A 25,204-nucleotide genomic window follows, 5' to 3' on the forward strand; every position below is an offset into this window, starting at 1 on the left:
TTTTCCTACTATTTCTTGTTTTCACAATGCTATCAAGTGGAATTTAGCAAGAACTCAACGCTGAGCGTGAATGAGTGATCTATTAGTTAACTGATTCGAATAAGCATGGTATAACTTGAGAAACTAAATGATGATTTGACGTGCACTGTTGCAGTGTTAGCTCAGCGAACAACAATTGGAGTAAACCGCATGAAATTCCCACGCCTATTAATAACCTTTGTCTGTATGGCTGTACTATCCGCTTGTACTACGTTGCCACGCGTTAACATGGACTATGATCCGAATTTCGACTTTTCAACGCTAAAGACCTTTTACGTGATTCCGGACGCGGTTGAGGTGCTGGGGATCCCAACGAATCCTCTATTGGACGCCCGAATTCGTACTGATATAGCGGCATCGTTAACCGCAAGAGGACTTACTCAGGCTTCACGTGAAGAGGCTGATGCGCTAATAAGTTTTCACGTTACCACTCAAGACAAAACTCGCGTGACGAGCTATAACAATAGCTATGGTTACTATGGCTCGTACGGCTACGCCCCTTATCATCGCGGCTATATGGGCTACCCTTCGCAGTCGGTAGATGTGAGTCAGTACACTGAGGGCACGTTGATTATCGATATTGCCAGTGCGAAGGAAGGTAAGGCAGTGTGGCGAGGAGTGGGCACTCGTTCAGTTCGTGAGTGGACACCAGAGGAGTTAGACGTGGTGGTTCGTCAGTACGTGGATACTATTCTTGGTCAAATCCCGGCCGCAGAAGCTGACTAATTCATGATGCTGATAGCTGGCTTTGGCTTAGTCAGTTATCAGCTTATTAGTTGGGCAGTGGCGTCCCAGTAGGAAGGGCGATGGTCATCGAAAAGCCATCCGAGTTATCCGTATCTACGTTCAGCTGACCTTTATGGGCTCGCACTATCTGTCGAATAATGGCAAATCTAAGACCTACCTCATCTAATTGGTTTTCGTCCTGAAAATCATAGGCTCTAAGCATTAATTGCTTGAATTCAGGAGTCAGCTCAAATCCGGTACAGCGAAGCTCTATTACCATTCGCTGATGCCATTCCTCGGGGTAACAACTTATATTAACTTCCATGATTTGACTGTCAGTTGAAGTCCGCATTTGCTCTATATTCATAGTTAGATGGCTAATCAATTTGACGAAAGAGCTTCTATCCACAGGGACAAGGGTGTTCTCGTCGCAGTTGACTCGACATCTGGGGTATCCGGGTGCTAAGACAGTTTGAGTTCTACTGAACTTAATGATCTCTTCGAGCGATGCGTTCTCGATTTGTATCAATTGCGGATTAAATCTGACCAAGTCTAGTAGGTTATTCAGGCGATTAGTGAGCTCGTCAGTCACTTTTGAGATTTGGGCCACACCAGGAATGAACAATAACTCTTCGTCTTTCTGGCGCTGGACAATTTTGTTTTCAATCCGAGCTGCCATGGCGCCAATAGCAGCGATAGGTTGCTCTAGGAGGAACGGAGAAGAGGTTACGAATCGCGTAAAAGCAGAATTCGCTTCCTTCAGCTCATGGGCGATAAGTTTGTGGTGGGTAATATCTCGAATAATGCTAATAAAATAGTCCACTTCACCATTATTTTGACGGACCGCTGCTACCGTTAGTTCAATCCATATGACTTGGTTTCGAGCATTGAAGTATCGCTTATCCATCTTATACCGCGGGATTTCCCCCTCGATAAGTGAATTAAGAAGGTCTAAATCCTTTTTGAGGTCATCGGGGTGCGTAATATCCATCAAGGTTAGGTTATCTAGCTCAGTGTCACTGTAGCCAAGAAGTTTCTTGAGTGTGCTATTGGCACGCAAAAACTTTCCGTCCAAAGATACGTGTGCGATACCTACTGGTGCATATTCAAAGGTGGCCGAATACCGAGCGCTAAGCTTGTCTAATTCTGCTCGTTCCTGGTGTAGTTGGGAAACATCCACGAAGGTGCCAATCAGATACTTGGCTTTCCCCGCATTGGTGTGAATCACAATGTCACGTGCTAGACAATGAATCCAACTTCCGTCTCTGTGTCGATAGCGACAGTGGATGTCGAAGCATGCGCCAGGTTTTGAGGATACTAGCGCCTGGATATGTTGCTCTACGTCTTTGAGGTCATCTCTATGGAAATTATGTAGAAGGCCTAACCCACTTTGAACAACTTTAAGTTCTTCTAGACTGAAGCCTGTAATCTTTGAGAACTGTGAATTGACGTAGACGGTAGTTGTAGTTGAAACATCAAAAATATAGATGCCGCAGATAGTTCCCTCCAGCAAAAATGGCGTGAGCAGATCACTCGGAAAGTCTGCCGGAAGCTCTGACTTAATCGGTAGTATTTCCTGATCATCTTCAGAGTTAGTGAGTTGGAAGTGGCTTTGGGAACCCGATAAAAATAGTCCCAGAAAGCCAATGCCGATGAGTACTATGGTGGAGAAGAAGGCAAGCGTTAACAATATCGCGGTTGCTCCAAGCGAGTAGCAAGCAGCCAAACTAGCTCCAGAGATTATTATGCATAAGACACTGGAGTGGACTAGACGTTTTACGAATACGGAGATTATAAACGTACCTAGACCAACGACAGCCCAAAGGGTAATAGCTAACACCATGGCAAGCTGATAATCTGACACAAACTGCATGAGGCTCTAGTGATTCCTGATTTTAAAAGACCTTCAAAACGCAGTGGAATAGGTTCTGCTTGACACATCTTTTTTGTTGTTGGATGACTAAGAAAAGGATAGCAGTTTAATTACGACTTGCTGTGGGAATGATGATAAGTTTCGCTACCGGTTGAACATTCTCGCCCAGCTTCGCGCTCGCGATTCGCGATACCGCCCCATTGCCGTCACTTCCAGCTTTTTGATCCGAAAGAGATGTGAGCCTTGGGGTTCATCTATTCCTTTCTGAGGATGCTTGATAGTGCCGAGAGTGCCCCTTCGTAATGACGCCAGCGAGCTCGGTGACTACTGCTGATAGGTTCACGAATTTGCCCGGCACTGGCAGTAGAAACCGCGCGTTGATTTAGCTGAAGGTCCAGGCATTGTGAAGGCAGTTGGAGTGATAAGTAGCTACTCAATGATTGTAATGCGGTAGTTGGGTCATCAACTAGCTGTTCGTAGTCCAGACGAAAGACACGGTTGGGGAATTTCTCATCCCACTTAGACATGAGCCTACTAAACGCTTGATAGTAACTAGCCAGCTCCTCGAGGGAGTAGCTGTAGTCCATTGCACGAGCATCGTCAGCGAAAATCTGTCGGTACTGAGCAAAGCAAACATCCATAGCGTCCCGGCGCATGAGGATAATCTTAGCGGTAGGAAATGCGTGAGCGATAAAACCGACAAGCTGATAATTCAGCGGCATCTTATCCACAAAGTAGTTGGCCGTACCGCGCAGCGGGGCTGTTTGTTCAAAATAGTGTTTGGCGACTAATCGACTGTCAATAATTTGGTTATTGGCTTTCGCGTGCTTAATGGCGCGATTAATGATGGCGGGTAGCTGAGGCAATTCACCCAATGCTTCAATATCGTTGTGTGCTGAGAGAATCTGCTCTAGCAGGGTGGTTCCAGATCTAGGTAAACCTACGATAAAAATAGGCGTCGCTTCACTACTATCGAGGTTTTCAGTCACCGTGAGCTGTTCGAAGGTGGCCATAATAGACTCAAGTTTTTGTTTCGGATCGCTCAAGCGTGGTCCCAGCTGCTGACGATGCAGGTTATTCGCAGTTTCAATCGCTTGATAAGCGCCTTCATAATCACCCAGGGACTCTAAAATACGGTACTTAGCTTCGTGAAGCCGTTTCAGTCCGGCTAATTCCTTGGTCTGCTGAATGGCTGTCGTAATGGTGTTTAACAGCTCATGAGGCCAATAGGCCTTCGGCAGCGTGGAGAGTAATTGCAAGGCTAAGGGATGGCCCGTGTGGAGCGCCAGTGCTTTGCTAAGGCTCTGCTTAGCGTTGTCAAAATCACCTGAAAATACAAAGCAGCGCCCTAATTCGAAGTGCGCATTAGCCATCTTAGGAGCAAGTTCAACGGTGCGCTGAGCAAGTGCGGTGCCTAATTTGTGTTGATCATACTGTGATGCGAGATTCATTGCTGAGGCGCTAAGCTTCGCTTCATTAATTTCCCCAGGGTCTAGCTGTTTTAGAGCGCTGAGAACCCAGTGAGGTTGCTCAAGCTGATGCCACGCTAACGCTTCGTCAAAGCGCGTAGCTTGCGTTGGCTCAAGTTTGTTGATTTGGTTGAGAATTTGGGCAATTTTAAGCGGTGTACGCGTTCTGAAGGCAATAGTTAACAGGACTTTTAATGCGCCGAGATCATGCGGGTTATGTTGAATAATACGCATCGTTTCGCGGTGCGCAGATTGCAGATCACCCTGCTGTAGAAAGTTTTGGGCAATACTTAAACTCATGGCTCAACCTTAACTTCGTAATTCTCAGACCTAATAACCACAGTAGCGAGCTGGGTGCACGCTGGCTAATCAGTTCATTCACGCCAATGAGTTAGCGCTTAAAGATATCCTCAAGTAACCCACGGGCTCGCTCTTCAAGCTCTTCTTTGGCCCGTTCCTCCGCAGCATCTTTAAGTGCTTGCGTTGCTTGTCTTTTAGCATCTTGAAGTAGGGCTAGCACGATAATACGTGCCGCTTCATTTGCCAAAACGCCATCCGGATTGCCAATGGGCTCAATACTCAGCGCGGGAAGACGAATTGACTGAGAGGGCTGATTAAGGGCTGAGGCATCGAGGGTCAACTGTGCGCCATCGATTGTGAAAGCATCAATTCTCACCTTAACGTCCGAGCTGCCTTGCTCTGGCTCAGTAACCTCAGATGTCCCAGAATTTCTGGGATAGCGAGCTTCCAATTCGTCTAGCATGACCTGGATATTAGTTCTATAGGCACTGTTGACTTCAACGAGCACTGCTGGCTCAGCCAGTAGAAATTCTTGGAGATGGATGGGTTGATTTAGAAGCGTCATAGGTACTAAAGAGAGTTTTAAGGTGGAGAAACGCACCGCGCTATCAGCGCTATATCCTGTTGGATTGGCGATAGTGAAATCAGCAATCTCAATGCTTCCCGACCACAGATCTAACGCGACAGCGCCAATGTCAACCTGAAGGCCCGTTGATTCGCTCACTAGCGGCGCGAGATCATTATTCAAGAACTGATCTAGTCTCTGTTTGGCGACGAAGCCGCCAGCCACAAAACCTACTAACAGAAAAACAAGTAATCCCACTAACAATTTCTTCATGGTTGGCCTCGCAGAAACGTTCAACAATTAGGTGTGATGGCAAGATTATCCCATACCCCGCTGGCTGAGAGAACTGGAGTTTTCGAGACAATTCGTTAACGATATCTTAAACTGAAAGCTTTACCCTCCAAAACTAAAGATAGGAAACAGATATGACGGCACTGTATGAGCTAAGCGTGGCTAGCTACCTAAGAGTTTTAGATGGCACCATTGCTACCATGAAGAAGGCTCAGGCCTTTTATGAACAACAGGGTCTGAGCGGTGATGAAGCGTTACAACTGCGCGTAGCAGAAGATATGTGGGAATTGCGACGACAACTACACTCGGTCCGTCACCACAGCCTCAACGCTGCTCGCGGCCTGCTTCGCGGTGAGTTTAATCCTCCCAAGGATGTGGAGGAGACAGATTTGAACGGTGCTATAGGACATCTTGTTGCCGATCGTGAGGAATTAGCTGCCATCACCGCGGCAGAGATTAATGCCCTCAGTGGAAAGCCAATGTACTTTCGAATGACGGGAGTAGAGTTGCCGTTTACCATGGAGAATTTCGTGATGTCCTTTACGTTACCAAATCTCTATTTTCATGCTGCTACCGTTTACAACCTGCTTCGTGCTGACGGCGTGCCGCTGGGTAAACGCGATTTTCTAGGACAGATGAGGGTTGGCTTAATTTAGCGCCAGCGTACTAAAGCAAAGGACCTAATACCCATGATCGATATCCCTCAGCAGATCGCCAGCGAAATTGCCCGAGTGGGTTACTGTATCCTGCCGAATGCGTTGCCAGCAGAACTCTGTACGACGTTGACGCAGGCTGCGCGAGCCGAGACTGATCGGAAATATCGTCAAGCGGGAATAGGAAGAGCTGATCAACACCAGCAAGATCGCTCAATTCGTTCGGATGAAATTGACTGGATAGATGATGGTTCGGAGCCAGGTAAGGCATGGCTAGCTTGGTGCAGTGAGCTGCAAGCCGCGTTAAATCAATGCCTATTCCTGGGTCTATTCTCCTTTGAATGTCATTTTGCACACTATGCTCCCGGTCGATTTTACGGTCGTCACCTAGATGCTTTTAAGGGACGGACTAACCGCGTTTTGTCGTTGGTTACGTATCTGAACTCAGGCTGGCAGTCCAGCGATGGCGGTGAGCTTGTTCTCTACCAAGATGAAGCGGATCAACGTGGGGTTGCGGTACTACCGGAAGCGGGTACTGTAGTGGTATTTCTAAGCGATGAGTTTCCCCATGAAGTCCTACCAGCAAAGGTTGATAGATACTCTATTGCAGGATGGTTTAGGGTGAATACTTCTTCAGGGCGATCTATTGACCCTCCCAGTTAGTAGGCAGCTGGGTAGCGAGTACTTGGGTCTACTGTTAGTTTACGGTTATGCAGAGAGTCTGCGGTTCTGCAGTGAGCTAATTGCTTTATCAAGTGTCCCTCGGCTTGCTCATCACTTAGGAGACGAAAAAAAACGCGGAGGCTCAAGTTAGCCACTCCGCGTTTCCAAGTATGAATAGCCCTTATGGGGTAACTATATTGAACCACATTTCGAAGTTATCAAGCATCGAGAAGAAATTGATTAGCACGTCTTGATCACCGGTGACGGATAGGTCGCCGTTATCGATTGCTTCTTGAAGCGTGACTTCACCAAGTTGAATTCGGTTCATTACCTCGGTGGTCATCTTCAAACTAACATCCGCATCATCGCTGAGGTTCTGTGAATGATTAAGCACGGCGTTCTTAACTTCAAGCTGATAGCTCTCATCAAGATCAGTGAGCTCAATTTGAATCTTGAAGGCTTTACCCGCGGCCTTTTCCCAATTCAAACGGACGGCTAGATAGTCAAAGACCATCTCTGGCGTCATGGCGCGAATGGTGTCCGGGGACGCAGTAGTCGTGCCGCCAGATGTAGGTACACCGTTGCGAAGCTCATAGGCCCCCTGAAGATATACTGAACGCCATGGGCCTGATTCAGCTTGATAGCCCAATTGCTCATAGGCATCGGCGAGTAGGTGTTTGGCATTGGTGTTAGCAGGGTTGTTGAAGACGAGATGCTTGCCTACCTCAGCCACCCAGCGGTAATCACCTTGATCGAACGAAGTCTGTGCCTTTCTGAGGGTTTCGGACTCACCACCCATGAACTCAACATATCGCTCTGCGGCATACTTTGGCGGCAGATTATTCAAGTCAGATGGATTACCTGTATACCAACCCATATAACGTTGATATACCGCTCTTGAATTGTGGCGAAGCGTGCCGTAATAACCGCGTGTTGCCCAGTTATTTTCAAGTTCTGGCGGCAGGCGGAGCATCTCGGAAATTTCTTCACCCGTATAGCCTAGATTCATTAGTCGAACTGACTGATCGTGAATGAACTTATAGATGTCACGCTGCTTCTCGAAGTAGGGGATGATGCGATCATTGCCCCAGACAGGCCAGTGGTGACTCTGGAATTTCACTTCTACCGCATCACCCCACATGGCGATAGTTTCATTTAGGAAGGTAGCCCAAATGAGCGGATCACGAACTAGCGCCCCACGAAGCGTTAGAATGTTGTGCATGGTATTGGTGGTATTCTCCGCCATCCAGAGCGCCTTCCACTCGGGGAAGTAGGTATTCATTTCAGCTGGTGCCTCGGAGCCTGGCGTCATCTGAAAAATCATCTCCACGCCGTCAATGGTATGTGACTCACCCGTCTCGATAATATCTTGAGTTGGCAGTAGTAAGCCGGCTGCACCGGTAGAGACGGTCATGCCAAGGCCACCATTTAAACCGCCTTGAGCGTTTCGAGGTAGAAGTGCACCGTACATGTAGATAGCTCGGCGCGCCATAGCGTTACCGGCGATGACATTTTCGGACACGGCATGCTCAGTAAAATGCTCAGGAGCAAGGACAACAACGTCCTCAGCTGATTGGTTCAGCAGAAGTCCGCGCGCACCGCCGTAATGATCAATGTGACTGTGGCTGTAAATGATGGCCTTCACGGGCCTTTCGCCCAGCTCGGCATTAATAAAGGCGAGCGCTGCGGCAGCAGTCTCCTCGGAAATTAACGGGTCAAAGACAATCCAGCCCGTGTCGCCGGCAATAAAGGTAATGTTGGTGAGGTCAAAGCCGCGAACTTGATAAATATCTTCACGCACTTCATAAAGGCCGTGCTCCATACCTAATTGGGTGTTTCGCCAGAGGCTGGGGTTGACGGTATCAGGAGCCGCCGTATCTAGGGAAATAAATTGTTTGTACTGCTCTAGGTCCCAAACCACCACGCCGTCCTCATTGCGAATGGTCAAGGTGTCCGGTCTTGCGAGAAAACCTCGACTGGCATCTTCAAAGTCCTGTTTGTCATTGAAGGGGAGTGACTCCAAGACTTGCTGGTTAGCAAATTGGGTATATTCCGTTGCAGGTTTTGATTCGTTTGAAGCGGCAGCAGTGCCGGCGACGACCATGGAACATCCCGCCAGCCAAATAAATATTATTTTCATTCGCATCTGTGTAAAGTCCTAAATGGTTAAGTCATCATCCGCCGAAAGCTGGCCATTTAGCCAGTTCGGCAAAAAGCTTCCTATTAATAGACTCTTCCTCCCCGTTGCTTCTCAGCGCAGTTAAGTTAAGTCTCTCTAGATTTTAGACGACATTTTCTAGGCTGTTGAAAATGTTGAATTTTAGTGTGTCTGGGAAAGCAATAGCTCTCTATAGTACTTTTCATCATTCGGAGCCAGGGTGCCCTCAATGAACCAATTTTTCATGGAGCTAACACGGTGATCAAGTTATAGTGGGGGTAATATGGCGTGCTAGCACACGCTGATCTATCTTGGAGGATAAACCGTGGCACTAACTCGTTTGAATAAATCCGTGACTAAATTGCGTAGCCTTAGCATCAAAGCCGCTTGTGTATTGGCCACCACAGCCATCTGTTCAACGGCATCGGCCGCTGACAATATGTATGTCAACTTTGGTTTGGGTGGTCTAAACGTTGACACCGATGAAGGCCGACTATTAAAGCTGATTGGTGACGCCGGCGTTAATGTAACCGATGTGTCCTTCGATACTTCAAGCACCACTTTTTTCCTTCGTGGTGGCTATGAGTTTAATGATTATCTGGCACTTGAAGCGCTCTATCAGGACTATTCCAGTACGCGGACGCTATTAGTTGGTCAGGTGATTGACCCCGATGCGCTCCCTGCTATTTTAGCAAACGGTATTCCTGGTTCAGGAGATGCTTACGGCGCTTCAGCACGTTTCACACTCCCGCTTAATAAAGTATGGTTTATTGATGCTCGAGTTGGCGCGATGAGTTGGAATTCGGAAAAAGTATTGAGTTTCCCTAGCCTTGACCGAGAGATTGTTCAGGAAAACTCGGGTACCGATCCGGTCTATGGTTTAGGTATGCGATTCTTCATTAATCATTCGTTCGAGATTGCGGCCGAGTACCAGTACGCAGATTTTGACACGAAGACAGAAAGCTATTCGGTAGTGCTTGGTTACCGATTCTAAGAAGGCTTAGATAGGGCAGCTTTAGCCTTGGTTGAAACTGCCCGAATACTCTGATTATCTCCATCCATCTGTTCTTTCCCCCAAGAACGCTTTTCCTCTTTTATGTATTATCTTAATGCTGACGAGCGCGAGTGCTGAACGCTTCAACAGGTCACTAAGCTATTGAGTTGAGTCAGCGTTCAGATCGAAGTTTGGCCGCTAAAACGCGTAACCAAAGCGAAAGCCAATCGAATTCTCAAAATCGTCTTTTCCTCGAAGCCCTTCGTATTCCACCGCAAAAGCCCAGCCGTCAAAATCACTGAATTCAATGCCACCCTGAAGCGCATAGTCAGAACTGCTAAAGTCGTCGAGATCAATACAGTTGTCGGCGTCACAGAGATCGATGTCATTCATCCAGTAGTAGCCCGCACCGCCATAAAATCGGAGATCATCGTTTACAGGCAAATATAAAGTGGCGAAGCTCTGCACTAACCTAGCCCTGACATCGAGGTCAAAATCGTCTGAGCTGTTTACGTATTCACCAAGTTCGATATTGATGCCGATGGTTTGGTTGAAGACATATTCACCAACGAACTGAGCTTGGACAGCAGTAGAGTCGCCAAATACGTTGTCAGCCTCGCGTGCTAGCGTGAACTCACCGCCAATACGAAATTGATTCTCGGCTGAGGCCGCAAGTGGAAGCGCTAAGCCAATCGCTAAAAGTAGAGTGCGCCATATCATAGTAGATATCCCCGAATTGTTAATTACTGATACTAGCTAATAAACATAGCGGATAAGCTAAGCTTTGCCTCACAACTTTAGTGCCCTAGGCTGAGTGAACCAATTTGCCGCGCCTGCCAGTAGGTGAAGGAGAAAAAGAGAAGAAGGGAAAAAGAAAAAAGTGAAAAAGGGAATTTGAGCGAGCAAGCCCAGCCCCACATCCATTAGGAATTGTAGGGCTTAAGCGCGCTCAATTTTACTCGGGCGGAGTGTGCTTAACAATTTTCTGATCAATCTGACCGAAGATGCTCTTACCTTCCTCATCAAGCATATCAATCTGAACTGAGTCGCCGAAACTCAAGAACGGCGTGCTTGGCTTGCCACTGGCAATTGTCTCAAGGCAGCGTACCTCAGCTAAACAACACGAACCCAGTAAGCTACCTTTGTTGGAAACGGTTCCTGAGCCAATAACGGTGCCGGTCATCAACGAACGAGACTTGGCAGCATGAGCAATAAGTTGGGCGAAGTCGAATGTCATGTCCACACCGGCGTTTGGCGCACCTAGCTGGACGTTATTTACCTTGGCGATCAATGGCAAATGCAGCTTGTTATCAACCCATGCGTCGCCCAGTTCGTCGGGCGTCACGGCTACGGGCGTAAACGCAGTCCAAGGTTTTGACTGATAGAAACCAAACTGCTTCCCCAGCTCTGCTGGGATTAGATTGCGTAGCGATACGTCGTTAACCAGAGCGACCAATTTAATATGCTTCCCCGCAAGATGCGCGGGTGTGCCGGCTGGTACATCATCCGTGAAAACGGCGACCTCAGCTTCTAGGTCAATACCCCAGTCTTCGCTCTCAACCAACACGTCATCATGTGGACCAATAAAGGCATCGGATGCGCCCATGTACATCAGTGGGTCTACCCAGAATGACTCAGGTAATTCCGCACCGCGCGCCTTTCTAACAAGCTCTACGTGGGTGACGTAAGCACTCGCATCAGCCCAGTGGTAGGCGCGAGGAAGCGGGGCGTCACAGGCCGCTGGGTCGAAGGCGAAGCTCTCGCTAGAACCCGCGTTCAATTCCTCGTAAAGCGCTTCGAGCTTCGGCTCACAGTTAGCCCAGTCATCCAAGGCGGCCTGAAGCGTTGGCGCCACGGCGCTAGCTGAGGTAGCTCGGCTTAAGTCTTTCGATACAACTACTAGGCTGCCATCGCGGCCGTGCTTGAGTGAAGCGAGTTTCATGGACATCTCCCACTTGGTTTATAGTTACAGGTGAAACTAAAATACCATAGCTTGACGAATAGCTCCACCTGTTTTAGTTACGCCGACTTGGGGCGGCTAAAGGCGCACGGCGATACTGACTGCGGAGTATTGACATTAGTTACACAAGAAACTAATGTTGGTTTCATATGTAACCAAGCCGAATGCAAAGATGGCGTATAAGTGGAGATAAGAAATGCCAGATCTATTTGAAAATCCAATGGGCCTAGACGGCTTTGAATTTGTTGAATTCGCCTCGCCAGAGCCAGGTGTGCTCGAACCTGTTTTCGAACTGATGGGCTTCACACTGGTAGCTAAGCACCGCTCAAAGGACGTAGTGCTCTATCGCCAAGGTGGCATCAATTTCATTATCAACAACGAGCCAAATAGCTTCGCAGCCTATTTTGCCGAAGAGCATGGACCGTCGGCCTGCGGTATGGCATTCCGCGTTAAGGATGCGCAGAAAGCCTATGCGCGAGCCCTCGAAATGGGTGCTCAACCAGTTGATATTCCAACAGGCCCAATGGAGCTTCGTTTGCCTGCTATTAAGGGTATTGGCGGCGCGCCGCTGTATCTGATTGATCGCTATGGTGATCAAAATAGCATTTATGATATTGATTTCGTTTACCTTGATGGCGTAGATCGCAACCCTGAGGGCTGCGGTTTAAAGATCATTGACCACTTAACGCACAATGTTTATCGCGGTCGGATGGCTTACTGGGCGGACTTCTATGAGCGTCTGTTCAATTTCCGTGAAATTCGCTACTTCGATATTAAGGGCGAATACACCGGCCTATTCTCCAAAGCGATGTCAGCACCGGACGGTTTGATCCGCATTCCGCTGAACGAAGAAGCGTCGAAGACCACGGGTCAAATTGAAGAGTTCTTGATGGCCTATAACGGTGAAGGTATTCAGCATATCGCCTTTGACTGTGACGATATTATCGATACGTGGGATCGCCTTAAGGCGCGCGGTGTGCCATTCATGACGGCCCCTCCGAATACCTACTACGAGATGTTAGAAACTCGCTTGCCGGGACATGGCGAGCCGGTTGAAGAACTTCAGTCTCGGGGAATTTTAATGGATGGTTCAACGGAAGATGGTGACCCGCGTCTGTTACTACAAATTTTCTCTGAAACACTTATTGGCCCAGTGTTCTTCGAATTCATTCAGCGCAAGAAAGATGATGGCTTTGGCGAGGGTAACTTTAAGGCGCTGTTCGAATCCATTGAGCGCGATCAGCTTAACCGTGGCGTAATCTCTGCCGACTAGGGCAAGGAGTGACGATGAATATTAAACGAATCCACCACGTGGCGTATCGCTGTAATGATGCCAAGGAAACCGTTGAGTTCTACCAGCGTGTAATGGGAATGGACTTCCAGCTGGCTATTGCCGAGGACGAGGTGCCTTCAACGAAGGAGCCAGATCCCTATATGCACGTTTTTTTGGATGCGGGAATGGGTAATGTTTTAGCCTTTTTCGAAATTCCAAATTCACCGCGTATGGGCCGAGATAGTAATACACCAGAGTGGGTTCAGCACATCGCCTTTGAGGTTGAGTCAATGGACGCATTGTTGGCTGCCAAGGAGAAGGCAGTGGCTGAAGGTTTGAATGTGATTGGACCAGTCAATCACACTATCTTTCAGTCCATCTACTTCTTTGATCCTAACGGGCATCGTCTTGAGGTTGCTGTGAATACTGGCACGCCAGAAATGATGAAACGCCTAAAGGACGTTGCTCAGCCGATGATTGAAGAATGGGCTGAGACTAAAAAAGCACCAAAACATGCGGCTTGGCTTCACGAATAGCCGGCTCTAGGAAGCGGCCACTTCGGTTGATGGCCGCTCCCTATCTCCTTTCTAGAACCACAGTTCTCCGTCACAGCTTAGTCTTTCTCCTGCCCACTACCTTTTCTTATTTCCGCTCGCTATCAGTTTGTATGCGGCCTGCTCATTGCTGCTGCGATTGGCTAATCTGTGCCCAGCTCACCAACATGGCTCGATGCCAGGGCTTTCGTACACGCCTGAGGATTTTCTTAAACGCCGCTTCGGTTATCAGCAGTTCTCTCAAATTCCTTGAATGCTAGGATGTGTTGCGAATAATTCGAGGTTTACCATGCAATTAAGAAGTGATTTCAGGCGCCGAGAGGTAGTTACTCCAGCGGATTACCAGTGGGTTCCATCACCAATGCCGGGGGTGGAGCGGATGATGCTCGATCGTATCGGTGAGGAATCAGCGCGAGCAACATCTATAGTCCGCTACGCACCAAATTCGGAATTCTCTTCACACGTTCATTCGGGTGGGGAAGAGTTCATTGTGCTGGCTGGGGTATTTGCTGATGAACACGGCGAGTATCCAGCGGGAACTTACGTCCGCAATCCTATTGGTACCGCTCACACCCCTCGCATTGGTGCCGAAGGGGCTACTATCTTTGTTAAGTTGCAGCAATTTGCAGCGGATGATCAAGCACAATTCAGCGTTGCTACTCAGCAGAAAGAATTCAGCCCGGGACTGGTTCCCGGCCTGAGTGTCCTGTCACTCCATCAATTTGAAGGGGAGAGTGTCGCGCTGGTTAAATGGGCTCCGAACACCCAGTTTCAGCCTCACAGGCACTGGGGGGGCGAAGAAATATTTGTGCTTGAAGGTACATTCCACGATGAGCATGGTAGCTATCCCGCTGGAAGTTGGTTGCGAAGCCCTCACTTGAGTGCTCACAACCCCTTTACAAAGGAGGATGGTGCACTCATCTACGTCAAAGTTGGTCATCTTCCTGAGTAGCGCCGTTACTGCGCTAATATAGCCTAAACACCGTTTATAAGCGCCAAACTCTATGCTAGGCGCTTATAAACCATAGTTCTCAGGCTGCCAGATAAAACTGCGCTAAGTGGTAGGTAATTGCTCGTTAAATCAATCACTCGGTAAATCAATCACTCGGTAAATCAATCACTCGGTAAATCAATCACTCGGTAAATCAATCACTCGGTAAATCAATCACTCGGTAAATCAATTACTCGGTAAACCAATTACTCGGTAAACCAATTACCCGGTAAACCAATTACCCGGTAAACCAGTGGCGTGTCTTGTTGGCGAAATATACTAACGACAGCATCACCGGGACCTCAACCAAAACACCCACAACGGTTGCCAGTGCAGCACCTGAATGAAGGCCAAATAGTGATATAGCTACTGCCACCGCTAGCTCAAAAAAGTTTGAGGTGCCGATCATGCAAGCTGGGGCGGCAATGTTATGCGGCAGTTTCAAAGACTTGGCGGCAAAGTATGCAATGGCGAAGATACCATAGGTTTGGATCATTAGCGGAATGGCAATCAGTACGATGTTGAAGGGCTGCGCCAGAATGGTGGTGGCTTGGAAGCCAAATAGTAATACTACTGTTGCTAGCAGACCAATCATTGACCAAGGTTTAAGTTGCGTGAGAAGACGATCAAGTTTGGCATGATCATTTCCTTTGTCTAATAGCTTTCGCGTGGCGATCCCCGCCAATAGCGGCAGTAGTACGTAGAGGATCACGGAAATCAATAGTGTTTCCCAAGGCACCGTAATATCACTAACCCCCAGTAGTAGCGCGGTGAGTGGGGCGAAGGCGAAAACCATGATAACGTCGTTCACCGAGACTTGAATGAGCGTGTAATTCGGATCACCTTTGGTCAGCTGACTCCAGACAAAGACCATAGCTGTACAGGGCGCCACACCAAGTAGGATCATTCCGGCGATATACTCGTTGGCGGTTTCTGGGTTAACCCAGCCGGCGAAAAACACCTTGAAGAATAGCCAGCCCAAGGCAGCCATGCTGAATGGTTTGATCAGCCAGTTTATAACTAATGTCAGCGCCAAACCCTTTGGTTTTCGGCCAACATCTTTGATGGATGAGAAATCAATTTGTACCATCATTGGGTAAATCATGATCCAAATTAGGACCGCGACGACTAAGTTGACGTGAGCCCACTCCAGGGCGGCTATGTGTGCGAAAACTGGAGGAAACCAGCTGCCCAGTAGCACGCCAGCAACAATTGCCAAGCCAACCCAAACAGACAAATAACGTTCAAAAACACCCACGCAAAAACTCCAGGAACAATAAAAAAATCTATGAATTTAAGCGGCTTAGCTTAGCACGAGAAGGTGACAAATTGATGACGATTTCTCTCGAGGTGCTAAACCTCTAAACCTCTAAACCTCTAAACCTCTAAACCTCTAAACCTCTAAACCTCTAAACCTCCAAGCCCGTTAGATAGTCCACCAATTACGCTGTGTAGGTTGGAACTATTTGCACGTTGCACGTTGCACGTTGCACGTTGAGCGTTGCTCGTTGAGAGCTAAGAGCTAGAGAGTTCAATGCTCAGTTGCTGAAGTTCGCCCGAGTTGGGGTAGAGCGCCATAATTCGAGCCAGCTCGGTTTGCGCTGCCACAATCTTTCCATTGCGCTGAAGGATTAAGATGTAAGCCAAGCTAAAATCGAGGTTCGTTGGGGCAATTGAACTCGCCTTCCTAAGGGGCGTTTCAGCGGCTAGATAGCCTTCGTTTAACACTTCAGCCATACCCAAGCTATACCAAGCTGCTGGGTCATTTGGCCAATAGCTAAGTGCCTCGGTTGCATAACGCAATGCATCAGTAACGTTAGCCTCTTGCCGCGCAATGCTCGATAGATTCAGAAGTGCTGCCGAGTGACCAGGGCTCACTCTTAGAGCCTGTTGAAAGGCAAGCTTTGCGGCCGGGACGTTGCCTCGATCTAACTCTAAGGTGCCCACCAACGTGGCTGAAGACGGACTATCATAGTCACTGCGGTAGGCCGCTAATACGGCATTTAGCCCGTGAGTGATGCGTTCTCGGTCCTGTGACGGTATGCCGAAATTGAGCGCCCCCACTAAACCGCTTGCGCAGGCAAAGCGCACACTGGCATATTCGTCATCAAGGCAGCTCATGAGTCCGGCATAGCGAATATTGATTGGCAGCTGGCTTAGGCCCTCAATTGCGCCAAGTTTCACTACGCCAGGATGCTCCCCAGTTAACAGTTGAACATACAGTGCCCGTTCGCTATTGGTGTTGGGGGCCGAGCTAAGTAGCATCGCGCGTTGCATTGCTGGGACCCGTTCATCGGTAGTGAGCGCAACGAAATCCTGTGCACTTAAAGTACCCTCAAAGCGAGCAAGAATCCGGTCAACCGTCTGATCACCTACTACCTGTTGAGGAAGTTGGCTGGCTAGGAACTGGCTCAAGTCGCGGGCAGGCGTATCTTCGTGGCAGCTCTGGCAGGCATTGGGAAGTTCATGAGAGACGGTGAGATCAGGACGCGGAATGCGAAAGCTATGATCTCGACGATCATCGACTCCCATGTAGGTGGTGGCAGGCATATGGCAGTCCACACACTGGGGAGCCGAATCCGTCAGAATGGAGTGAAGTGTGTGTTCCGTTTGCTCAAACTTAGCTGGACTATGGCACTGAGCGCAGGTGGCGTTTACCGCAGCAACTAATTTTCCTGAGTGAGGATTATGGCAGTTGGAGCAGGTGACACCGGCGGCATGCATTTTTGATTGTAGAAACGAGCCCATAACAAACGTCTCTTCCAGCAACTGCCCATCGGCGTGATAGAGCGGTTGGGTAGCAAGGCGAATTGCGGCACGATCTTCGAAACGCGGCAGTTGATTGTCTGCACCTAAATCTACGTGACGGGAGTGACAATCCGCACAGACATTAAGCTCGGATGATTCCGGCATGCTATTCATCGGCATGGCAGTATGGTGATCAGATGCGAATTGCCACTGAACTTCAGAGGCCATGTTGGCCGGGCGTACCAGCGGCTTCTCGCCCGAGAGAGCAGACCTTACGTGATTTGCGCTGGGGCTATGGCAGCTTTCGCAACTCACATTGATTTCGCTAAATGTGGTAGCGAATTCGTTACGACGGACATCGTAGTTTTTCTCAACATTGGTGGCATGGCAGCCAACACATTGGGTATTCCAGTTAAAGTAGGTGCCCGTCCAATGCAGCGGGTCTGAGTGCTCAATAACTTCGTTGGCCTCAGGGTGGCTGTTAAACCATTGTTGTCCGCCTTCCTCAGGGAGCCGACTATCCCATGCAAGTGTTGTGACCTGATACCGGCTTTCACTGACTTTGACCACATACTGCTGCAGTGGATAGTGACCGAAGGTATAGACAACTTCGTAGCGAATAGCGTTGCCGTTTTGATCAGTGGTCTGCAGCCAGTAACTACCATCTTCAGTCAAAAACTGGGTTTGAGTATCATCGTGGCTTAGTGTTGAACCATCGAACTGGCCCAGCACTGTCAGCTCCGACGGCATAGCCATCGCTCTATAATGATCAGAAGCCTGCCAATCCGCATATTCATTGCTGTGACAGCTTTTACAGCTTTCGGCTCCTGCGTAATCGTCAGCCGAAACGCTGCTTGCTAGGAGCGCAAGCACCACTAAGACTGTATTCACAAATTGCTGTGACCGTTGCATTAACTGATTCATAAACTACCAAAAACGATAAAAAAGACGTCGAAAAGTTGGAAAATCTTAGCATTTTAGGACTATTATCAGTGTGCGGGGATTCAGGTGCTTAATCAAGCTTCATGCGAGAGACGCCCGAATTTACGAAGCAGACCAACAAGGAGTAGTAAAAATGAAGAAGACACTATTGGCACTTGGGTGCTTAGTTGCCTTCACCGGATGTTCTCCCCAAGATGATAATAAGCCGGCGCCTAATGACAGCGCAGCTCATTCTGGAGTCAGCGTTAATGCTGATGGCGTCATGGTGAAGGAAGTCGAAGGATTCGGTGGGGTTATTGCTGAACGCTACGAAGATTCTCAAGAATGGTGGCCTGAAGAGCCTAGACCGGCGGATGATGCGCCCAACGTACTGTTGATCGTACTCGATGACGTAGGATTCGCGCAGATTGGTAGTTTCGGCGGCCTCGTAAATACCCCAAATATTGACCGCTTAGCGGCCAATGGTCTGCGATTTAATAATTTCCATACCGGTGCGTTATGTTCTCCATCACGCGCCGCATTAATGGCTGGTCGAAATACGCACTCAATTGGTTTGGGTAGTCACGCGCTAACCGCCATGGGCTTCCCAGGTTATAACGCGGTGATGCCAGAGTCAGCTAAGTCAGTGGCTAACTACTTAGGCGAAGAAGGCTACGTAAACTATGCAATTGGTAAGTGGGATCACACGCCACTTTATGAAGTCTCCCAGGTAGGCCCTTTTGATCGCTGGCCAAGCGGTGAAGGTTTCCACCATGCTTATACCTTCATGGCTGCAGATGTTCACCAATTCGTTCCGGTAATGTGGAATGATCACTCACCTGAACCAAATCGTACCAGTCGTCACCTAGATATAGATCTCGCTGACCGCGCTATTGAGTGGGTGACGGGGCATAAGTCGTTAAAGGCTGAAGACCCCTTCATGATGTTGTGGGCGTCTGGTTCTATGCATTCACCTCACCATGCACCGGATGATTATCTGGATAAGTATGTGGGTGTGTTTGACGAAGGCTGGGATGTTGTTCGTGAGCGAATTCACCAGCGACAGCTAGAGATGGGTGTCATTCCAGCGGGCACTGAGCTTACTCAGCGCGCTGAAGCGATTCCTGCGTGGGACTCACTTCCCGATGAAGAAAAGCGTTTGTATACGCGTCAAATGGAAGTCTTCGCAGCACAGTTAGAATTGGTGGATGAACAGATTGGCCGAATCGTCGATGAGCTTGAACGCATTGGTGAATTGGACAATACCTTGATCTTTGTGACCGCCGATAACGGCGCTAGCGGTGAGGGTGGTCTTCAGGGTACTTTCAATGAAACCTACGTGTTGAATGGTTTGCAAACCGAACTGGAAGCGAACCTTCGTCACCTTGACGATTGGGGTAAAGCGAATACCTATCCGCACTATCACGCTGGTTGGGCGTTGGCCGGTAACACTCCGTTTCAATACTTTAAGCAATCGGTTCACCGTGGCGGACAGTCTGATTTCCTAGTGGTTCACTGGCCGAATGGGATTGAAGATAAGGGAGCGGTGCGTTCTCAATACCACCACATCATTGATATCGCGCCAACCATTATGGATGTCGCCAGCGCTGAAGTGCCTGCTGAGTACCACGGTATTGAGCAGCAGCCTATGGATGGAACCTCTATGCGCTACGCGTTCAATAACCCTGAAGCACCGTCGCAGAGAACACGTCAGTACTATGAAATGTTCGGTAACCGCGGTATTTATGCTGAAGGCTGGAAGGCTGTATCGTTACATGGGCAGCGCATGCCTTGGATTACCAACTCGGTGTCTCCGTTCGAAGATGACGTTTGGGAACTCTACAACATTGAAGAGGATTTCTCGGAAGCGAATAACCTTGCTGATGAGTATCCAGAGAAGTTGGCGGAAATGATTGCCATCTTTGAGGAAGAAGCCTGGAAGTACAACGTCTACCCACTGTATGACGATATGATTCAGCGCTTGGCGAAACAGTCTGATCGTCTATTTGGTGATCAAACTGAGTTCACCTACTACTGGCCGGGTGCGGTTCGTATCGCTGAGAAAACCTCTGCACCGGTGAAGAATCGCTCGCACACTATCGAAACATCCATTGACTATGCGTCGGGTGATGAAGGTGTGATCGTCGCGGTAGGCGGCATGACCGGTGGTTATTCAATGTTCATTCAGGATGACAAAGTCTACTACGACTATAACTTCCTAGACGGCGTTCACTATATCTTGGAGTCTCCTGTTATTGGAGATGGCGAAGTGAATGTATTGTTTGATTTCCAGAAGACGGGTGAGTTTGCGGGTATCGGTAAGCTGTACATTAACGGCGAACTAGTGGATACCGTTGAAATGCCGCAAATGCATATTTCAACCTACTCCCTAGCTGAGACCTTTGATATTGGTATTGATAACGGTACCCAAGTTTCAAAACTCTATACTGACCCGTTTGAATATACCGGTCGTCTTGATCGTGTTCATATCAATCTAACGGACTGATAGTTGCTCAGTACAACGCTTAAGGTGAGCTAAACAGCTCACCTTTTTTTTGCCCCGGTTTTCTAAAGAACTTTTACCCCGAGCTTCTATACATTCTATGCTCCGATCTTCTTTAGACTTTCTGCTCTCGTTATTTACAGATTATTGGTACTCAGCTCAGAGTTTATTGTAATGGCAGTATGAAAATCATACAGTAGAGAGATTGCATTCATTATTCTAGGCGTCACAGAAATCTTGGTGCCGCGGCGACGTGCTAACAAACGGATTTAGCAATTCCAATTCAGGGAGAATCATTATGATCATTTCACGGGCATCACTGGTACTATCACTCTGCCTAGTAACTTCTGCGGCATGGGGCTCTGATAACCTTATGCCACCTCAGTCAGACCCAGACTTGGAATATGCCACCGCCATATTAGACGGTGACTATCACCTAAATATCACCGCTCCCAAAGACGTATTGGGCTACCCCGTTGGTTACCATCGTATGGCATCGCCGGCACAAATTAGTACCCTATTTAATCGTTGGGATACTGAGTCGGAACGCATGAAACTGGTTCAGTACGCAACGAGTCACGAGGGCAGACCGCTCTATGTGGCCTATATTTCCTCGCCAGAGAACCTCGCTAAGTTAGACGAGTTTAAGCAGATGGCGCAGCAGTTGGCGCACCCTGACGAGCTCTCGGGAACCGAAGTAGACACCCTAATTGAGCAAATGCCCGCTACAGCCTGGATGGCTTACTCTATCCATGGTAACGAAACCTCAGGTGCGGACGCAGCGGTAGCGGCAAGTTACCACTTAATTGCGGATCAGAGTGAAGCAACCCAGCAGCTCTTGGCAAATATGATCGTTATGATTGATCCAATGATGAATCCAGACGGCCGTGCTCGCTTCTCTAAAACCCTGGAACAGTTCCGAGGAACGGCCCCTAATGTTGATGATCAGTCACTCCTTCACAGTGGCGACTGGCCCTTCGGACGAATGAATCATTACCTCTTCGATCTTAACCGAGACTTCTTTTACCTTACTCAGCCAGAGTCTCGTGGTCGCGTAGCTCTGATCAATGATTGGTATCCGCAGCTGATGATTGATGGCCATGAAATGGGTGCTCAAGATACCTTTTTAATGGGGCCACCTAGGGAGCCTATTAATAATCACGTCCCGGCTAGCGTTCGCACCTGGTCTGATCAGTTTGCCGAGGAACAAGCCGCAGCGTTTGATCGCCATGGTTGGCGCTACTACACCGGTGAATGGTTTGAAAACCTCTATACCGGCTACTCGAATTATGCCGAATACCGAGGTTCGATTCATATTCTTTACGAACAGTCACGGATGGCAGAAGACGGTGTTCGTAGGCCCGAGGGTACGGTGCAAACCTATGCTGAATCGGTTCACCATCAATATGTCAGTACCTTCGCGAACTTGGCGTCACTTGCTACTCATAGTAAAGCTATCTATCGTGATTTTGTTGAGCTGAGACGCGTTGCTACGGCCTCTAGAGGCGAGTACGCAAATCGCTCCTATGTGATTTTGCCCACCGATAATACCTCGCGATTAAATCAGTTGGTTGAAAAGCTGAATGCGCAGGATATTCAGGTTTTTCGCGCCGAACGGGAGCTTTCCGTTGGCGAAACCAAAAGCCAGAGTGGCCGTGTGCAAAGACGTTATACTATTCCTGCCGGTAGCTTGGTGATTCCCAACCGTCAACCGGAAGCACGCTTAATTGCGGCGATCATGGAGTTCGATGCGCACATTAATGATGAAGTACTTCGAGGTGAGCGTAATGCGCTGCTGCAAGGTGAGTCTTCGTTAATGTATGACACCACAGCGTGGAACTTAACCATGATGTATGGTCTAGAGTCGGTAGTTGTTAGCGAACACATTAATTCTGGCCTCGCCCGCTATGAAATCCAACCCGCGGAACGCAACGAGGTTAGCGAAGGCATTGCTTTTGTGGTGGATGGTGCTGACGACCTGTCTCTTGCCTACGCAGCTCGCCTTATGGAGCAGGGCGTAGAGGTAAGGGCTAGCAATATTTCCTCAACCTACGGCAATGACAGTTTCAATCCGGGCTCCGTGATGGTCACCCTTGCTGATAACCCCAACTTGGCGGTGCCGCAGCTGGTGGATGTAGCGAATGAACTTGGCCTAACGCTTAAACGTATCAATACGGGCTTCGGTCAGGGTGATCTACCCGAGTGGGGAGGGCGACATTTTCCACTGCTGGAACAGCCGCAGATAGCCCTACTTTCTCATATGCCAATGAGTCCCTATGTCACAGGATCTACTTGGTTCGCAATAGACAGTATGTTGGGGATTAGGCACTCTCAAATCCACAATCAGCAACTGAGTTATATGGATTTACGCCGTTATAACGTGATTATTGTACCGCCGTCTTGGGGATCAGGCTTGTCCGAGGGTTCGCTTGCCGAGCTCCAGCGCTGGGTAGAACAAGGTGGAACGCTAATTAGCTTAGGTGGGGCATCCCGTCAGTTTGCCAGCGCAGATTTTACCCAAACTGCGCTCTTGAATGACTCTCTGGAATCCGTAGAACCCTACGACCGGAAGGTCTACGAAGAGTTAATGGCCGAGCATCATCAATTCGACCTAAGTGATACTAAATCTCACACACTATCTATGGATGTTGTTGCACCTTGGGTGCGTGATGTGAGCTATCCCCCGGTGGCGCAGATTGTTGAGCGAGATCGCTGGAATGCCCGTTTTATGCCCCGTGGTTCATTCATTACCGGGCGCGTTGATGCCGACCATTGGTTGAGCTTCGGAGCAATCACCGAAATGCCGTTGCTTTATAGCAGTGCTACGCTGCTGATGCCTAGTGGCTCTGCTGAGGCAGTGATTCGTGCGGGGCATTATCGTGCGCCGCAAGGGAGTCTCTCTGAGGCACTCACTGGTGCGTGGCAGAACGTAGGTTGGACAGCGGTTCCAGAAGACTCAGAGGTGAGTGTCCGTATGAGCGGCTTACTCTGGCCGGAAGCGGCTCAGCGCATCGTTAACACCGCTTATTTGGTGCGTGAGCAAGTGGGTAGTGGTCAAGTTATCATGTTTGCTAATGAGGCTAACTTCCGTGGCGCCGCGCTAGGTACACAGCGCCTCTTACTTAATGCCATTGTGCTGGGTCCTGGAATGGGTACGGAGCCGCGGATTCAGTTGTAGTCCTCACTGAAAGCCTGAGTAGCCCAGTCAACTTACGCTTGGGTACTTAGGCTTTCTTCTCTTTCGTCTCTTTCAGAACGCAGAGCTCAGAGCTCAGAGCTCAGAATTCAGAACTCAGAATTCAGAACTCAGAATTCAGAACTCAGAATTCAGAACTCAGAGTGACGAGCTGGCGCTAGAGTTCATAGCCAATACTAACCACAAAGCGGGTATCGTCCTGCTCAGGAAGCGAGCCGTCTTCTAGGGGAATGGGCTCTCCAGTACGGTCAACGTAATAGGTGAAGTTGACCGTAAAGTCATCAATTGGCTCTATTTCGAAGCCCGTCTCTAAGTGTTGAAGTGACTCGCCAAGTGAGGCGTTAACGTTGGTGTAGCTGTACTTGAGGATATAAGTAAAGTCCTTAATAAACTCCCACTCCCAGGCGGTTTCCATGGAAAAGACTTTGGACTCGTTTTCTTTGTTTTCGCCCGGTTGTACCGTCACGTACTCGGTAGCCTGGTAGCCGGGGCCTGCAGAAAATTCTAAGTCTACAGTGGAAGTATCGATGGCGGTATAACCCGCTTTGACCCCAAAGGTTGAGCGCTTGGCGATATTCTGGAAGCGGTCATCAAAGTACTCGTAGTCAGCAAAGCGAACGAACCAACGTTGGTCTAAATAGTAATCAGCAATGGCTTTAAAGCGAACGCTATCCGCAATGACGGTCTCGTCGCCAGAGTCTCGGTCAGTGGATTCGCTGTAGTTGAGGTTGTAGTCCAATTGAACCCTGGATGAGGCTGTTCGTCGTTTGACAGTGGCCGTAACCGTCCGGCTATATTGAATGGTATTACCGCTTTGAGTGTCCAAACCTAAGGTGATTTTTGCGTCCCAGTAGCCGCGTCTATCTCCCTGAGCGGGAGCCAGCGAAACGAGCTTATCATTCGCAATAGTGGTAGTAAGACCTGCGGCAGTAATAGTCAGCTCACCATCCTTAAACGTAATGAGCCCAGTGATGATACGGTTATCGTCAATACGAACACTCTGATAGCCCTTAGTATGCAGTTCGGCAACATCTTCCCAATCAATCTCGACAACGCCTAAGTTATCACTATCAAACTCTAGAACCTCCTTATACATGGCGATGAAATCACCCTTTAGCCATTCGTCGGAAGTTAACTTGATCCAATCCCAATCATCATCAAACACTGGCGCCGGCGCCTGAGCCCAACTTTGTGCCGCGAGCAGGGTAGTAATGGCGACCAAGGCAGCGCGAAAAAGAGCACGAAACGAAGAAAGGTGTTGTTGAGAGTAATTGTTCATAAGCCCTACTAATTAGTGATTAGCTTTTTTATTTCGAAAGGGTGCAAA

At 48.7% G+C, this 25,204-nt stretch carries 18 protein-coding genes; 9 read left to right on the forward strand and 9 right to left on the reverse strand.

Features of this window, described 5'->3' with window-relative positions:
- Positions 1-189: 189 nt before the first annotated feature.
- Positions 190-765 carry a DUF4136 domain-containing protein gene (locus DFR27_RS02650; protein WP_121875901.1) on the forward strand — a complete coding sequence of 192 codons (576 nt, stop codon included), beginning with the start codon at positions 190-192 and terminating at the stop codon, positions 763-765.
- Positions 766-811: 46 nt separating this feature from the next.
- On the opposite strand, the gene DFR27_RS02655 is transcribed toward DFR27_RS02650, so the two are convergent.
- From DFR27_RS02655 to DFR27_RS02665, 3 genes are all read right to left on the reverse strand, one after another.
- Positions 812-2,638: a PAS domain-containing protein gene (locus DFR27_RS02655; protein ID WP_121875902.1), complete on the reverse strand. Its 1,827-nt coding sequence runs from the start codon at positions 2,636-2,638 to the stop codon at positions 812-814.
- Positions 2,639-2,892: 254 nt separating this feature from the next.
- On the reverse strand, positions 2,893-4,407 hold the full coding sequence (locus DFR27_RS02660) for a tetratricopeptide repeat-containing sulfotransferase family protein (RefSeq protein WP_121875903.1): 1,515 nt from the start codon (positions 4,405-4,407) through the stop codon (positions 2,893-2,895).
- A 91-nt stretch (positions 4,408-4,498) separates the two neighbouring features.
- Complete coding sequence (locus DFR27_RS02665; RefSeq protein WP_121875904.1) at positions 4,499-5,245, reverse strand: DUF748 domain-containing protein; 747 nt, start codon at positions 5,243-5,245, stop codon at positions 4,499-4,501.
- Positions 5,246-5,397: 152 nt separating this feature from the next.
- Here DFR27_RS02665 and DFR27_RS02670 point away from each other — a divergent pair, with 152 nt between their 5' ends.
- Complete coding sequence (locus DFR27_RS02670; protein ID WP_121875905.1) at positions 5,398-5,919, forward strand: DUF1993 family protein; 522 nt, start codon at positions 5,398-5,400, stop codon at positions 5,917-5,919.
- A 33-nt stretch (positions 5,920-5,952) separates the two neighbouring features.
- Positions 5,953-6,579, forward strand: coding sequence for a 2OG-Fe(II) oxygenase (locus DFR27_RS02675; RefSeq protein WP_121875906.1), 627 nt, complete (start codon positions 5,953-5,955; stop codon positions 6,577-6,579).
- A 181-nt stretch (positions 6,580-6,760) separates the two neighbouring features.
- On the opposite strand, the gene DFR27_RS02680 is transcribed toward DFR27_RS02675, so the two are convergent.
- Positions 6,761-8,719 (reverse strand): alkyl/aryl-sulfatase, encoded by a 1,959-nt coding sequence (locus DFR27_RS02680; RefSeq protein ID WP_211327539.1) that lies wholly within the window; start codon positions 8,717-8,719, stop codon positions 6,761-6,763.
- 343 nt (positions 8,720-9,062) lie between these two features.
- Here DFR27_RS02680 and DFR27_RS02685 point away from each other — a divergent pair, with 343 nt between their 5' ends.
- Positions 9,063-9,731, forward strand: a complete 669-nt coding sequence (locus DFR27_RS02685) for a porin family protein (RefSeq protein WP_121875908.1) — start codon at positions 9,063-9,065, stop codon at positions 9,729-9,731.
- A gap of 198 nt (positions 9,732-9,929) precedes the next feature.
- On the opposite strand, the gene DFR27_RS02690 is transcribed toward DFR27_RS02685, so the two are convergent.
- The gene (locus tag DFR27_RS02690) at positions 9,930-10,451 is read right to left on the reverse strand and encodes an outer membrane beta-barrel protein (protein ID WP_121875909.1); all 522 of its coding nucleotides are present in this window, start codon (positions 10,449-10,451) and stop codon (positions 9,930-9,932) included.
- 235 nt (positions 10,452-10,686) lie between these two features.
- Positions 10,687-11,673, reverse strand: a complete 987-nt coding sequence (locus DFR27_RS02695; RefSeq protein ID WP_121875910.1) for a fumarylacetoacetate hydrolase family protein — start codon at positions 11,671-11,673, stop codon at positions 10,687-10,689.
- Positions 11,674-11,887: 214 nt separating this feature from the next.
- Here DFR27_RS02695 and hppD point away from each other — a divergent pair, with 214 nt between their 5' ends.
- The 3 genes from hppD to DFR27_RS02710 all read left to right on the forward strand — a co-directional run bounded on the left by hppD (position 11,888) and on the right by DFR27_RS02710 (position 14,470).
- Entirely contained in the window at positions 11,888-12,964 is a 1,077-nt protein-coding gene (hppD, locus tag DFR27_RS02700; RefSeq protein WP_121875911.1) for a 4-hydroxyphenylpyruvate dioxygenase, read from the forward strand.
- A 14-nt stretch (positions 12,965-12,978) separates the two neighbouring features.
- Entirely contained in the window at positions 12,979-13,500 is a 522-nt protein-coding gene (locus DFR27_RS02705; protein ID WP_121875912.1) for a VOC family protein, read from the forward strand.
- A 307-nt stretch (positions 13,501-13,807) separates the two neighbouring features.
- The gene (locus DFR27_RS02710) at positions 13,808-14,470 is read left to right on the forward strand and encodes a cupin domain-containing protein (RefSeq protein WP_121875913.1); all 663 of its coding nucleotides are present in this window, start codon (positions 13,808-13,810) and stop codon (positions 14,468-14,470) included.
- 277 nt (positions 14,471-14,747) lie between these two features.
- Here DFR27_RS02710 and arsB read toward each other — a convergent pair whose 3' ends face one another.
- A complete protein-coding gene (gene arsB, locus DFR27_RS02715; protein WP_121875914.1) occupies positions 14,748-15,767 on the reverse strand; it encodes an ACR3 family arsenite efflux transporter in 1,020 nt (339 codons plus the stop codon).
- Positions 15,768-16,024: 257 nt separating this feature from the next.
- Positions 16,025-18,181 carry a multiheme c-type cytochrome gene (locus DFR27_RS02720; RefSeq protein ID WP_121875915.1) on the reverse strand — a complete coding sequence of 719 codons (2,157 nt, stop codon included), beginning with the start codon at positions 18,179-18,181 and terminating at the stop codon, positions 16,025-16,027.
- 151 nt (positions 18,182-18,332) lie between these two features.
- Between DFR27_RS02720 and DFR27_RS02725 the strand changes: the two genes are divergently transcribed.
- Together DFR27_RS02725 and DFR27_RS02730 are read left to right on the forward strand one after the other, a co-directional pair.
- A complete protein-coding gene (locus DFR27_RS02725; RefSeq protein ID WP_121875916.1) occupies positions 18,333-20,684 on the forward strand; it encodes an arylsulfatase in 2,352 nt (783 codons plus the stop codon).
- A 295-nt stretch (positions 20,685-20,979) separates the two neighbouring features.
- A complete protein-coding gene (locus tag DFR27_RS02730; protein WP_121875917.1) occupies positions 20,980-23,859 on the forward strand; it encodes a M14 family zinc carboxypeptidase in 2,880 nt (959 codons plus the stop codon).
- A 175-nt stretch (positions 23,860-24,034) separates the two neighbouring features.
- On the opposite strand, the gene DFR27_RS02735 is transcribed toward DFR27_RS02730, so the two are convergent.
- On the reverse strand, positions 24,035-25,156 hold the full coding sequence (locus DFR27_RS02735; RefSeq protein WP_121875918.1) for a DUF481 domain-containing protein: 1,122 nt from the start codon (positions 25,154-25,156) through the stop codon (positions 24,035-24,037).
- Positions 25,157-25,204: the final 48 nt, after the last annotated feature.

It is taken from the genome of Umboniibacter marinipuniceus, assembly GCF_003688415.1.
Classification (GTDB): Bacteria; Pseudomonadota; Gammaproteobacteria; order Pseudomonadales; family DSM-25080; genus Umboniibacter; species Umboniibacter marinipuniceus.

Bases quoted from the DNA above. Each gene is read 5' to 3' on its own strand.
- DFR27_RS02660 (WP_121875903.1), bottom strand. From the start codon at position 4,407: ATGAGTTTAAGTATTGCCCAAAACTTTCTACAGCAGGGTGATCTGCAA.
- DFR27_RS02695 (WP_121875910.1), bottom strand. From the start codon at position 11,673: ATGAAACTCGCTTCACTCAAGCACGGCCGCGATGGCAGCCTAGTAGTT.
- DFR27_RS02670 (WP_121875905.1), top strand. From the start codon at position 5,398: ATGACGGCACTGTATGAGCTAAGCGTGGCTAGCTACCTAAGAGTTTTA.
- DFR27_RS02725 (WP_121875916.1), top strand. From the start codon at position 18,333: ATGAAGAAGACACTATTGGCACTTGGGTGCTTAGTTGCCTTCACCGGA.
- DFR27_RS02735 (WP_121875918.1), bottom strand. From the start codon at position 25,156: ATGAACAATTACTCTCAACAACACCTTTCTTCGTTTCGTGCTCTTTTT.
- DFR27_RS02680 (WP_211327539.1), bottom strand. From the start codon at position 8,719: ATGAAAATAATATTTATTTGGCTGGCGGGATGTTCCATGGTCGTCGCC.
- DFR27_RS02690 (WP_121875909.1), bottom strand. From the start codon at position 10,451: ATGATATGGCGCACTCTACTTTTAGCGATTGGCTTAGCGCTTCCACTT.
- DFR27_RS02655 (WP_121875902.1), bottom strand. From the start codon at position 2,638: ATGCAGTTTGTGTCAGATTATCAGCTTGCCATGGTGTTAGCTATTACC.
- DFR27_RS02730 (WP_121875917.1), top strand. From the start codon at position 20,980: ATGATCATTTCACGGGCATCACTGGTACTATCACTCTGCCTAGTAACT.
- DFR27_RS02720 (WP_121875915.1), bottom strand. From the start codon at position 18,181: ATGAATCAGTTAATGCAACGGTCACAGCAATTTGTGAATACAGTCTTA.
- DFR27_RS02650 (WP_121875901.1), top strand. From the start codon at position 190: ATGAAATTCCCACGCCTATTAATAACCTTTGTCTGTATGGCTGTACTA.
- hppD (WP_121875911.1), top strand. From the start codon at position 11,888: ATGCCAGATCTATTTGAAAATCCAATGGGCCTAGACGGCTTTGAATTT.
- DFR27_RS02665 (WP_121875904.1), bottom strand. From the start codon at position 5,245: ATGAAGAAATTGTTAGTGGGATTACTTGTTTTTCTGTTAGTAGGTTTT.
- DFR27_RS02675 (WP_121875906.1), top strand. From the start codon at position 5,953: ATGATCGATATCCCTCAGCAGATCGCCAGCGAAATTGCCCGAGTGGGT.
- DFR27_RS02705 (WP_121875912.1), top strand. From the start codon at position 12,979: ATGAATATTAAACGAATCCACCACGTGGCGTATCGCTGTAATGATGCC.
- DFR27_RS02710 (WP_121875913.1), top strand. From the start codon at position 13,808: ATGCAATTAAGAAGTGATTTCAGGCGCCGAGAGGTAGTTACTCCAGCG.